Raw genomic sequence first — 12,185 nt, forward strand, 5'->3', positions numbered from 1 at the left:
GTCGTCGCCGGCGTCGCGGCCGGCGCGGTCTGCGCCGCCGGCGTCGCGGCCGGGGCGGGCTGCGTCGCCGCGGGCTGCGGCTGGGGCTTCGCCGTTTCGCTGAACGAGGGCCCCCACAGGAAGGCGGCCCCGAACGCCAGCATCATGACAAACAGGTACGTCCGCCTCGCGGGCGCAGATCGAGCCAGTCGTTTCCACAAGCCCATGACGCGTCTCCGGTTTAGTTCGCGGCCTTGGCCGAATGCCACCAAGCGCGATGGTGGATTTCCAGATCTTCGACGGGGGGAAGCGGGAAATGCTTCAAACCGGTCTGGTCGCCGAGGAAGAAGCCTCTGTCGATCGCGCGGAAGAACCCTTGGGTCCGCGGCGTGCGGGAAACAGTCTTCGTGGTCTTCGTGCCTTCCCTCTTCAGTTGGCGGATGCACTCCATGATGTGCAGCGGGTCCGAGTACGGCAGCGCCCCGGAGAGCCCGCCGTCGGCGTCGAACTCGAGCTTCAGGTCGGCGAAGAAGAGCCGCGGCGCGGAGACCGGTTCCTTCGGATCGGTCATCCGCTTGGCGAAGGCCGCGGGGCCGAGGCCCGAAACGACGAGCGGAATCAGCGGGCAGAGCTCCTGGTACATGTGGACCCGCTGCTGCTCGGCGGCGACGTCGTACGGCGCGGCGTCCAGCGCCAGCGTCCGGCCGTCGGCCGTCGTGAGGAAGAGCTGTCCGAACGCCGACAGCTCCAGATGTTCGAGGACGCGGTAGGTCTTGAGGTACTTGCTCGCGCGGGCCGAGCCGTCGAGGTGCGGCGCGCAGAGCTTCTCGATCTCCTCCGCGCCGAAGTAGGGCCCGACCCCCGCGGGGTCGATCTCGAAGAAGGTCACCCGGCCGCTGGCCAGTTTCTTGGTGCCCACCGCCATGTAGAGGCCGAACGCCTCCGGCTCGAGGTGGGACGCGATCAAGGCTTCGAAGCGGGCGCAGATCATGTAGTAGTGGATCTTCATGGCCCTGCCCTCCATTCAATCGGCCCCGCCCCCTCGGGCGCCTTCTTCCGGCACTGTAATCTTATGCCTGCTCCGCCCGCCGGGGCGCGCCGATCGCCGGCGCCGGGCACAATTTTCCAAATTTCGAGGGAGGTCTCTTGACCCCGTTCGTCGTTCCGGAAGGATCCACCGCCACCATCGCCGTCCTGCTCCGCGGCGCTCTGGGCTGCTCGCACCGCGAGGCGAAGGAACTCGTCCTCGCCGGGCGCGCCCTCGTCAACGGGGTCGCGACGCTCGACGTCGCCGCCCGTCCGCGCGGAGGGGCCGAGATTTCGCTGGCCCCCGAAGGCGCGCCGCGTCCGAAGCGGCCGCTCGAGGGGCCGGGGTTCCGCGTCGTGCACATCGACGAGTGGATCGTCGTCGCCGACAAGGAACCGGGAATCGTGACGGTTCCGACCGCCAACGAATCCCCCGAGGACCCGCCGCTCGTCGCCCGGCTGCTCGGCGCGATGGCCACCGCCGGGCACTGGATCCGCGAAGGGCTCTGGGTTGTCCACCGGATCGACCGCTCGACGTCGGGGCTGGTCCTCTTCGCCCGCTCCGAACGGATCGCCGAGGAGCTGCGGGCGCAGTTCTTCGCCCGCACGCCGCTCAGGGAGTACGTCGCCTGGACGGAGGGGATCCCCGCCCCGCCCCGCGGCGAGCTGTCCCACGTGCTGGCCGAAAACGAGAAGTCGCGGCGGGTCTACGTCGCCCGGTCCGGCGAGGAGGGCAAGGACGCGCGGCTGGAGTACGAGGTCGAGGCGCAGACGAGCGCCCCCGCCCCGCGGGCCCGCGTGCGGGCGCGCCTCGTCACCGGGCGCCGCAACCAGATCCGCGTGCAGTTCAGCGCCGCCGGCTGGCCGATCCTCGGCGACCGCTTCTACGGGGCGAGCGACGAAGGGCCGGGGCGGACCGCGCTCCACGCCGCGCGGCTCGGGTTCGTCCACCCCGGCCTCGGCGCCCCGGTCGAGTACGAAGCGCCGTGGCCGGCCGACCTCGTCAAGCTCGACCGACGCCTGTTCGCGCAGCGCTCGCCGACCTTGCGCCGCCGGCGCTGACCGTCCGCGCCGCGCGGCGGCCGCCGTCCGCGCCCCGCCGAAGCCGCCGAGGACGCGGGGCCGCGGCGCCCCGCCTCAGCGGTCTTCGGCGGAGGCGGCGGGAATCTCGACCCAGAAGACCGTCCCGCCGCCGTCCCGCGGCGCGAAGTCGATCGCGCCGCCGCAGGACGTGACGATCGCCCGGCAGAACGAGAGGCCGAGGCCGAGGCGCGCCGACGAGAGCTCCGGCTTCGTCGTGTAGAACGGCTCGAAGACGATCTGCCGCGCCTCCTCCGGGATCCCCGCGCCGCGGTCGGCGATCGAGATCCGCACCAGCGCGCCGCGCCGCTCCGCGCCGAGATCGACGACCGTCCCGGACCGCGACGCCTCGACGGCGTTCCGCAGCAGCGCGTAGAGGACCTGTTCCAAGGAACGGTGGTCGAGGACGATCCACGGCACGTCGTCGGCCGCGGCGACGCGAAGTTCGACGCCGCGCGACGCCGCCTCGTCCCGCAGCTGCCGCGCGACCTCCGCGAGCGCGCGCCCCGCGTCGCCGCAGGCCGGCGGTCCCGGCTCGCGCACGTACAGCTCGCACATCCGCCGCACGATCGTCGTCATCCGCTCGATCTCGCGGTCCATGCGGGCCGCGAACGGCGCGTGCGGGTGGTCCTTCGGCACGGCCTGCTTGACCAGGGCGAAGGCGCTGCGGACGCTGGCGAGCGGGTTGTTGATCTCGTGCGCGATCCGCGCGGCCATCCGCGCCGCCGCCGCCGCGCGCTCGGCCTCCGCGCGCTGCCGCTCCAGCGTGCGGATCTCCTCGGTGCGGCGCGCCAGTTCGCGCTCCAGTTCCGCGCCGCGTTCCTTCTCGCGTTCTTCCCGCCCCCGCCGCTCGGTCACGTCCTCCGTCATTCCGTCGAGGACCGGCAGGCCGTCGAGCCCGGCGCGCCGCAGGGCGGCCCGCGTGCGCAGCCAGCGGATCTCGCCGTCGGGACGCTGCAGCCGGTATTCGATCTCGCCCCCGCCGCTCGTCAGCGCCGCCCGCAGCGCGACCTCGAGCCCGCGGCGGTCCTCCGGCACGACCCAGGCGAGGAAGGCCGAGAGCCCGCCCTCGATCGCGGTGCGCGGACGGCCGAAGACCGTCTCGAAGGCGCTCCCCACGTGCACGAACCGCCCGGACGCGATGTCGAGTTCCCACGACACGGCGCGGACCGACTCCAGCAGGTCCATCGGCGAGCACGGCCGCCGCTCCGCGAACTCCAGCAGGCCGCCGGCGAACCAGCGCTCCCCGTCCAAGCCGCGGAAGGCCTTGGTCGCGTCGCGCAGCCACACGTACACGTCGTCGGCCCGGCGGAATCGGTACAACTCGACCGCCCGCTCGTCGTCGGCCATCCGCGCCAAATGCGCTTCGAGCGCCTCGCGGTCGTCCTGAGCCACGCCGTCGCGCCAGAACGACGGCGCGGCCAGACAGGCCTCGCGCGGGCGGCCGAACAACGCCTCGGCGCCCGGACCGAGAAACGCGAAGCGGCCCGCCGCGTCGCGGACATAGACGACGAACGGCGCGCGCTCGAGCGCCGCCTCGAGGCTCCAGCGTTCGTCTCCGGCCGTCACGCCCGTTCCTCCGCGATCGTCCCGGCCCGCGCGCGCGCGCCGCGGCGGCGGCCGTCCCGCGGCCCGCTCATCGCCGCTCCGCGGCGGCGGCGCGAGGGGCCGCCGCTCATCGCCGCTCCGCGGCGGCGACACAGAGCGCCCGCTGCACCCGCTCCAGCCCGAACGGCTTGCGCAGGCAGGACACCCGCGGCAGGCCGCCGCTCTGCAGCACGAGATCCATGTCGCCGGGCCCGGCCATCAGCACGACGATCCCGTCCGGCCTGGCGGCGAGAAACGCCTCGGCCAAGTCGGGGCCGCACATCCCCGGCAGGAGGGCGTCCACGACCATCGCGTCCACCGGTCCGCCGGCGAGCAGGCGCAGCGCGTCCTGCGGGCCCTCCACCGCGTCGGCGGTGCAGCCCCACGCGGCCAGACCGGCGGCCAGCGCCTCCCCCGTCGCCCGCTCCGCGGCGACGATCAACACCCGCCAGGCCCGCGGCGCGGCGTCGGGAATCGCCGCCGTCTCGTCCGGCGGCGGCGCGAGGCGCAGCCGCGATTCGGGCAGAACCAGGCTGAAGCGGGAACCTCCGCCCGGCGACGACGCGACCGCGACGTCGCCGCCCGCGTCCCGCGCCGTGGCGAGGACCGAGGCCAGCCCGAGTCCCGTTCCGTTCGCCTTCGTCGTGAAGAGCGGTTCGAAGATCCGCTCCTGCGCCTCGGGCGGAATCCCCTCGCCGGTGTCGGCGACGAAGAGCTCGACGTGCGGTCCCGCTCCCAGCGCGAGCCGGCGGCCGTTCCGCTCCGCGACGCCGCCGTCGCGCCGCGACGTGCCGATCGTCAGCGTCCCGCCCTGCGGCATCGCGTCCCGCGCGTTCAAGACGAGATTGGCGAGGGCCTGCGTGAGCGCGGACGGCTCGACGAAGACGAAGCCGGCGCGCGGGTCGAGCTCGAGCGCGACCGCGATCCCCGGCTCCAGAATCGGGCGGAAGAGCTCGACGCATTCCGCGGCGACGACGTTGACGTCCACGTGCTCCCTCGCGTGCGCCCCCTCCCGCGCGAAGGCCATCAACCGGCCCGTCAGCGCGCCGCCGCGCCGCGCGGCGCCGCGGATCCGCTCCATCCAAGACCGGCGCGGGTCGTCCGCGGGGAGCTGCGCCCGCAGCACGTCGGCGCAGGAGACGACCGACTGGAGCACGTTGTTGAGATCGTGGGCCGCGCCGCCGGCGATCCGCGCCACGGCGGCGAGCCGCTGCGAGGCGGCGACCTGCCGCCGCTCTTCGTCCCGCCGCGCCGCGTCGCGCAGCGCGACCACCGCGCCGCGCCACGGCTCGTCCGGCGCCGCCAGCGAGGAGGCGTCGAGCGCGATCCTCCGTTCCGCGCCCGAGCGGTCGCGCGCGGTCGCCTCCCCCGACCAACGTCCCTCGCGCCGCAGCGCGGCCATCGCCGCGACGCCGCGGGCGCTCGTCGAGTCGAGGCTCAAGAGGCCGCTGAACGAGCGGCCGATGGCCTCTCCCGCGTCGAAGCCGAGGAGGCGCCGCGCGGCGTCGTTCCAGATCGTCACCCGCAGCGTCGCGTCCCCGGCGACGACCGCGGCCTCGAGACGCGCGACGACGCGCTCAAGATCGCTCATCGCCCTCTCCGGCCGGCCGCTCCCCGGCCTCGCCCGAGCGGGCCGCGTAGCCGACCCCCTGAACCATCACGATCCAGCAGGCGGACGACGGGTCGGGCTCGACCTTGCGCCGCAGCCGATGCACGAGCTGCTTCAGCCGCGCGCGGTCGCCGAGGCCGCGGTAGCCCCAGATCCGCCGCGCCAGCTCCTCGGGGTCGATCGGCCGCCCGCGCCGCGCGAGGAGCAGCTGCAGCAGCCGGAACTCGAGCGTGGTCAGCCGCGCCGGGACGCCGTCGCCGAGCCGCGCCGTCAGCGCGTCGGCGTCGAGCGTCCACGCGCCCCACGTCTCGACCGCCGCGCCGCCCGTCCGCCGGCCCAGCGCGCGGACCCGCGCGGTCAGCGCGCGCACGCTGAACGGCTTGGCGAGATAGTCGTCGGCGCCGAGGTCGAGGCCGCGGACCTGGTCGTCCTCGTCGGCCCGCACGGTGAGCATCATCACCGGCACGTCCCCCCCGTTCGCGCGGAGCCGCCGCAGCGTCTCGAAGCCGTCGAGGCGCGGCATGTTGACGTCGAGGATGACGAGGTCGGGCGACTCGCGGCGGCAGACGTCGAGCGCCTCCAGGCCGTCCGCGGCGGCGAGCGTCTCGTGCCCCTCGCCCCGCAGCGCGAAGCCGACGAGATCCCTCAGTTCCGCGTCGTCGTCAACGATCAGAACCCGCATCCGGCCCCTCCGCCGGAAGGATTATGCACACTCGGGCGCCGCGCGTCCCCCCGCCGGCCGCGACGCGGCCGCCGTGCCGCTCGACGATCGACTTCGCGATGTAGAGGCCGAGGCCGACGCCGGCCTGCTCCGGCTCGTCCTCCTCCGCCCGCCGGAACCGCTCGAACGACGGCCCCTCGGCGTCGGGAAAGCCCGGCCCTTCGTCCTCGACCCAGATCCGGACCTCCCCGCGCGCCTCCGCGGCGCCGATCTCGATCTCCGTCCCCTCCGGCGCGAACTTGTTGGCGTTCGCGATCAGGTTGACGAGAACCTGCGCGAGGCGCGGGGCGTCGCCCAGGAGCGTCGGCGCCGGATCGGGGATCCGCAGCGCGACCCGCTGCCGCCGCTGGTCGAGGAGCGGCCGCGTCATCTCCAGCGCCTCCTCGACGACCTCGTCCACCCCGGTCGGGCGGCGGCGGACGCCGGTCTCCCCCGCCTCGATCCGCACGCTCTCCAGCAGGTTGTCGATCAGGCGCGTCAGGCGAAGCGTGCCGCGCTGCAGCGAGAGCAGCAGGCGCCCCGTTTCGTCCGCCGACAGCTCCGGCAGCCGCGCCAACAGCAGCTCGATCGAGGCGCGCTGCGCGGCGAGCGGCGTGCGGAACTCGTGCGAGATGTTGGCGAGGACGGCGTCGCGCAGCCTCCGCGCTCCTTCGATGTCCGACTCGTCGCGCGCCACCTGGACCTGCAGCCCGCCGACCGGCGCCGCGCTGGTCAGGACGAGCGCCCGGCGCGCGCCCCCCGCGCCCTCGGCGAACTCGGTCGCCCGCGCGGCGCCGCGGAAGCGGGCGTGGAGGATCGGGCACTGCTCGTCGCACGGCGAGGGGCCGCCCGCGGCCCGCGGATGGAAGACGTCGCCGCAGAACCGCCCGACGACCTCCGACTCCCGCCGCCCGAGCAGGCGAAGCAGCGACGGGCTGGCGAAGGTCACGCGCCGCTCGCGGTCCACCGCGAAGACCCCCTCGGCGACGCCGTCGATGATCGCGCGCGCCTCGGCCTCGCGGCGGCGCACGTCCTCCTCCAGCGCGGCGAGCCGCCCGCGCAGCGTCTCCAGCGCGGCGGCGAGCGGCGCGGCGTGCCCGGGCGCCGAGGGCACGGGGGTGAGGCGGTCGCCGCCGGCGAGCCTTCGCGCCGAGGCGGTCAGCGCCCGCAGCGCGCGGCGGCGACGGCGCGTGCGGCGCGCCAGCTCGACCACGGCGAAGACCGCGGCGGCGGCGGCGGCGCAGATCGCCGCCGGCACGAGAGGAACGGCCGGACCCACGTCAGCCCCGCCGGCGACGCAGCAGGTCCACGCCGAGCATCAGCGCCATCGAGATCGCCCCCAGGCCGAGCGCGGCGCCGTAGGCGGCGACGTACTGCCGCTCCTCCAGCGCCCGGTAGATGTAGAGCGTCGCCGTCTCCGTCTTCCCCTGCACGCCGCCGCCGACGACGAGCACGGCGCCGAACTCGCCGAGCGCGCGGGCGAAGGTCAGCGCGGCGCCGTAGACGAACCCCCAGCGCAGCGAAGGCAACGTCACGCGCAGGAACGTCTGCCAGCCGGAGGCGCCGAGCGTCGCCGCGGCCTGTTCCTGCTCCGTGCCGAGCGCCGCGAGCGCCGGCATCAGTTCGCGCACCATCAGCGGCAGCGTGACGAAGAGGGTCGCGAGGACCATCCCCGAGACGTCGAACGCGACCTGCCAGCCGACCGCCGCCAGCGCCGGCCCGAGCAGCCCGCGCCGGCCGAAGATCAGCAGCAGCATGTAGCCGACGACGACCGGCGAAAGGGCGAACGGCAGGTCCACGAGGCCGGAGACGAAGCGGCGCCCCGGGAAGTTGTCGCGCACGAGGGCCCACGCGGTCAGCGCGCCGGCGACGACGTGGAACGCCACGCAGATCAGGCCGATCTTGACCGTCAGCACCAGCGGCCCGAGCGACTCCGCCGAGAAGAGCGCGCGGAACAGCTCCAGCGGCCCGTCCTGCAGCGCCCCCGCGGCGAGGGCCACGAACGGCGCGGCGACGAGCCCTCCGACGTAGGCCAGCGCGGCGCCGATCAGCAGCCGGCGCGTCCAGCGCCCGCCGCCGCTCACGGCGCCTCCGTCCGGCGGCGCGTCCGCCAGTCGATGATCAGGAACAGCGCGAACGTCACCGCGAGCAGCGCCAGCGACATCGCGCTCGCCGCGCGCCGGTTGTCCGACTCGACCTCGCCGAGGACGTAGACCGCCGCGGTCTGCGTCCGCAGCGGGATGTTGCCGGCGACGATGACGATCGAGCCGAACTCGCCGAGCGCGCGGGCGAAGGCGAGCAGCGTGCCGGTCGCCACCGGCGCGCGCAGCGCCGGCAGCGTGACGCGCCTGAAGACGGTGAACGCCGACGCGCCGAGCGTCGCCGCCGCGTCCTCCGGCTCGCGGTCGAGATCCTGCAGCACCGGCTGCACCGCCCGCACGACGAGCGGCAGCGAGAGGAAGAGCAGCGCGAGAATGATCCCCGGCGGCGCGTAGATGATCGGGAAGCCGACGTCGCGCCGCAGCCAGCCGCCGAGCGCGGTCTGCGGCCCGTAGAGCGCGACGAGCATCACGCCGGTGACGAGCGTCGGCGTGGCCAGCGGCAGGTCGATCATCGCGTCCACGAACCGCCGCCCGGGGAAGTCGTACCGCACGAGGACGTAGGCGACGAGCGTGCCCATCGCCGCGTTGACGACGGCCATGATCGCGGCCGTCCAGAGGGTCAGCCAGAGGGCGTGGAGGGCGGCCGGTTCGGTGATCGCCCCCCACAGCGCCTGCAGCCCGTCCTTGACGCCGTCCTCGACGATGACGAGGAGCGGCGCGGCGAGGGCGAGCGCGAGGTAGGACAGCGCGGCGGCGCGCAGCCCGTAGCGGCCCCAGGGCAAGGGGGCCGCGCGCCGCGCGCCGTCCTTCACTTCCCCGCTTCCGCGAAGGCCCGCTCGAAGACGCCGCCGGGGCCGAAGAAGCGCGGCGCGGCGGCGGCCCAGCCGCCGAACGCCTCGATCGTGAACTGGTCCTTGACCGGCCGGTAGACCGACGCCGTCTCCTTGGCGACGCCCGGATCGACCGAGCGCAGCCCTTCGTCGGCGAAGATCCGCTGCGCCTCGGGGCGGAGCAGGAAGCGCAGGAACTCTTCGGCCGCGGCGCGCGTGCCGTGCTTGTCCACGTAGGCGTCCACGACCGCCGCCGGGTTCTCGATCAGGATCGTCGAGGTCGGCACGATCATGTCGTAGTCCTGCCCGCGCTTGCGGCCGACGAGGACCTCGTTCTCGTAGGTGATCGCGACGTCCCCGACCCCCTTCTCGAAGGTCGTGATGCTCTCCCGCGCCCCCTTGTCCATCGCCGAGACGTTCTTCAGCACCTTGCGCAGGAACGCCTCCGCCGCCGCGTCGTTCCCCTTCGGGACGCCCGCGACGTTGCCGCGCGCGGCGGCGCCGTAGAGCGCGAGGATGTTCCACATCGCCCCGCCGCTGGTGCGCGGGTTCGGCGTGAGGATCTCGATCCCCGGCCGGGCGAGGTCGGCCCAGTCGCGGATCCCCTTCGGGTTTCCCTTGCGCACGGCGAAGACGACGATCGAGCGGCTGACCATCCCCTTCGTCGGGCCGCTCTTCCAGGCGCTCCGGATCAGCCCCGCCTTGGCGATCCGCTCGACGTCGGCCTCGAGCGAGAGGGCCGCGACGTCCGCCTCGAACCCCTCGACGATCGCGCGCGACTGCGCGCCGGAGCCGAGGTACGACTGCTGGAAGCGGACATCCTGGCCGTTCTTCTTCTTCCACTCCGCGGCGAAGAGCGGCAGGATCCGCGAGTACGCCTCGCGCGGCGTGGTGTAGGCGCCGAGCGAGAGGGTCACCGGCCCCTTGGCCTTGGCCGTCTGGGCGGCCGCCGGGAAAGCCGAAACGGCGGCGGCCAAAGCGAGCACTGTCGCGATCGTCTTGGTCATGGCGTCACCTGATGTCGCGCGGGACCGGACGCGGCGCGGGCGCCGCGGCCGCCCCGGCGGCGGAGAAGGGAGAGCGCACCACCAGCAGCGGCGCGTCGCCGAGATCCTCGATCAGTCCGGCGACCACGCCGGAGAGCTTCACGCGGGCGTCCTTGGCGGAGAGCGGGGCGCCGACGACGATCAGGTCGTGCTTCCCCTCGGCGACCTCGGCGTCGATCTGCTCCCGCACCTCGCCGCGCCGCAGCTTCGCCTTCCCCTTCACGCCGAGCAGTTCCATCGAGCGCACGCCGGCCTCGAGGAACCGGCCGGCCCGCGCCGCGGCTTCCTCGTCCGCGTTTTCGGGAAGAACGGAGAGGAGCGTTCCCGCGGCGCCGAGATGGCGCACGAGGCGCGCCGCGAACTGGACGTCCTCCTTCCCCGGCTCGCCGACGGCGACGCAGATCAGCGCCCGCTGCGGCGGCGGCGCCGCGGCGCGGCAGAGGAGCAGGTTGTGCTCGCCCCCCTCGAAGATCGCCTGCGCCGCCTCGACCCGCCGCTCGCGCGGCAGTCCGGCGACGACGAGGTCGTACGGCTGGCGGTCCGCCTCCTGCGCGACCGCCTCCGCCGCCGGGCCGCCGACGCGGCGCGTCTCGACCGCGGCGAGCCCCGGGCCGAGCAGGTCGCGCGCGCTCCGCCCGCCCGGCGTCTCTTCGTCGGCCGCGCCGACTTCGAGCAGCGTCACGCGGGCGTGGGCGAGGCGCGCGATCCCGCCGCCGACCTTGAGCGCGGCGTCCGAGAGCGGCCCGCCGTCGTGCAGGCAAAGGAAGTTGAGCCCCGGATGGGTCAGGGCGTGGATCCGCCGCACGCCGACGGCGACGCGGTCCCCGGCGCGCAGCGGCAGCCGGCGCGAGGCCTCGAGCGGCCGCAGCGCCTCGACGACGAGCGAGCCGGAGCCGAACGGCTGCGGCGGCGCGATCGGGCGCACGTGCGGCAGCGGCGGCAGCTTGAGCCGCAGCCGCTCGCCGGTGCCGGCGAAGACCGACTGATCGACGGTCCCCTCGCCGAGGCACGGGCCGGAAAGCTCTTCGGGGCGCGCCGCGATCTGCACGTCCTCGGGACGGAAGAGGACCTGCACGCGGCGATTGGCCGGGGCCGCCTGCTCGATCGTCGAGAGCGGGAAGCGCAGCGGGCCGACGTCGATCCCCTCCGGCGTCGTCTGCCCGACGAGCAGGTTCGCCGTGCCGAGGAACGTCGCCACGAACTCGGTCGCCGGCCGCAGGTAGAGTTCCGGCGGCGGGCCGGCCTCGAGCAGCCGCCCGAAGTTCATCACGCCGACGCGGTCCCCGAGCTCGAACGCCTCTTCCTGGTCGTGGGTGACGAAGATCGTCGAGACGCCGAACTCGCGCTGCACGCGCTTCAGCGTGCGCCGCAGCTCGCCGCGGATCTGCGCGTCGAGCGCCCCGAACGGCTCGTCGAGCAGCAGCACCTCCGGACGGTGCGCGAGCGCGCGGGCCAGCGCCACGCGCTGCTGCTGCCCGCCCGAAAGCTGGTACGGCATCCGGCCGCCGAGGCCGGAGAGACCGACGACCTCGAGCAGCTCGTCGCGGCGGCGCCGCCGCTCGGCGCGCGGCGTCTTGCGGATCGCGAGGGCGAACTCGACGTTCTCGGCGACCGTCATCTGGCGGAAGAGCGCGTAGTGCTGGAAGACGAAGCCGACGCCCCGCCGCTGCGGCGACAGCGAGGTCACGTCCCGCCCGTCGAGCAGCACGCGCCCGGCGTCGATCGAGGCGAGCCCCGCGATCATCCGCAGGACGGTCGTCTTGCCGGAGCCGGAGGGGCCGAGGAGGACGAAGAACTCCCCCTCCGCGATCTCCAGCCAGAGCTGGTTGACCACGGGATGCCCCTCGTAGCGCTTCGTCAGGCCTTCGAGGACGATCGACATGACGCCATGATCGCCCGGGAACGGTCACTTCGAGGTAACAATCCCACGGTGAAGCCGAGCCTGTTGCGGCCGCCGCGGGCGGTCGTCGGCGCGCCGCTGTCCGGACGGTGTCCGGACGTTCCGTCCGCCGGCGGACGAAACCCGCGCGGGCGGCCTCCGCCCCCCGCCGCCAACCCGTTCGCCCGCCGGACGTTGCGCGCCATCCCGCCCCGCGGCCCGGTTCTTGCGTCATCCCTCCGCGTGAAACGCCCCGAGACCGTCCCCTGCACCTTCTTCGACGAGCCCCGGCCCGCCGATCCGGCCTGGACGCCGCCTTACTGCCCGTGGGACCCCTGCCCCTCCTG

Annotated in this window: 10 protein-coding genes; 1 reads left to right on the forward strand and 9 read right to left on the reverse strand. The window is 74.5% G+C overall.

Annotated elements, in window-relative coordinates:
* Window positions 1–220: 220 nt before the first annotated feature.
* Complete coding sequence (locus LLG88_11165; GenBank protein ID MCE5247462.1) at window positions 221–988, reverse strand: hypothetical protein; 768 nt, start codon at window positions 986–988, stop codon at window positions 221–223.
* A 137-nt stretch (window positions 989–1,125) separates the two neighbouring features.
* Between LLG88_11165 and LLG88_11170 the strand changes: the two genes are divergently transcribed.
* A complete protein-coding gene (locus LLG88_11170; protein MCE5247463.1) occupies window positions 1,126–2,067 on the forward strand; it encodes an RluA family pseudouridine synthase in 942 nt (313 codons plus the stop codon).
* 75 nt (window positions 2,068–2,142) lie between these two features.
* Here LLG88_11170 and LLG88_11175 read toward each other — a convergent pair whose 3' ends face one another.
* The 8 genes from LLG88_11175 to LLG88_11210 form a co-directional block, all read right to left on the reverse strand.
* Entirely contained in the window at window positions 2,143–3,654 is a 1,512-nt protein-coding gene (locus tag LLG88_11175; protein ID MCE5247464.1) for a PAS domain-containing sensor histidine kinase, read from the reverse strand.
* A gap of 106 nt (window positions 3,655–3,760) precedes the next feature.
* Window positions 3,761–5,263 carry a PAS domain-containing protein gene (locus LLG88_11180; protein ID MCE5247465.1) on the reverse strand — a complete coding sequence of 501 codons (1,503 nt, stop codon included), beginning with the start codon at window positions 5,261–5,263 and terminating at the stop codon, window positions 3,761–3,763.
* Complete coding sequence (locus tag LLG88_11185) at window positions 5,250–5,963, reverse strand: response regulator transcription factor (protein MCE5247466.1); 714 nt, start codon at window positions 5,961–5,963, stop codon at window positions 5,250–5,252. Before LLG88_11185 ends, LLG88_11180 begins: the two co-directional genes overlap by 14 nt.
* Window positions 5,944–7,239 carry a PAS domain-containing protein gene (locus LLG88_11190; protein MCE5247467.1) on the reverse strand — a complete coding sequence of 432 codons (1,296 nt, stop codon included), beginning with the start codon at window positions 7,237–7,239 and terminating at the stop codon, window positions 5,944–5,946. Before LLG88_11190 ends, LLG88_11185 begins: the two co-directional genes overlap by 20 nt.
* Window positions 7,240–7,261: 22 nt before the next feature.
* Window positions 7,262–8,065: a molybdate ABC transporter permease subunit gene (modB, locus tag LLG88_11195; GenBank protein ID MCE5247468.1), complete on the reverse strand. Its 804-nt coding sequence runs from the start codon at window positions 8,063–8,065 to the stop codon at window positions 7,262–7,264.
* Entirely contained in the window at window positions 8,062–8,895 is an 834-nt protein-coding gene (gene cysT, locus LLG88_11200) for a sulfate ABC transporter permease subunit CysT (GenBank protein ID MCE5247469.1), read from the reverse strand. The genes modB and cysT overlap by 4 nt, the downstream gene beginning before the upstream one ends.
* Complete coding sequence (locus LLG88_11205) at window positions 8,892–9,920, reverse strand: sulfate ABC transporter substrate-binding protein (GenBank protein ID MCE5247470.1); 1,029 nt, start codon at window positions 9,918–9,920, stop codon at window positions 8,892–8,894. Before LLG88_11205 ends, cysT begins: the two co-directional genes overlap by 4 nt.
* A gap of 4 nt (window positions 9,921–9,924) precedes the next feature.
* Window positions 9,925–11,841: an ATP-binding cassette domain-containing protein gene (locus tag LLG88_11210; GenBank protein ID MCE5247471.1), complete on the reverse strand. Its 1,917-nt coding sequence runs from the start codon at window positions 11,839–11,841 to the stop codon at window positions 9,925–9,927.
* Window positions 11,842–12,185 lie beyond the last annotated feature (344 nt).

Source organism: bacterium, from assembly GCA_021372775.1.
Classification (GTDB): Bacteria; Acidobacteriota; Polarisedimenticolia; order J045; family J045; genus JAJFTU01.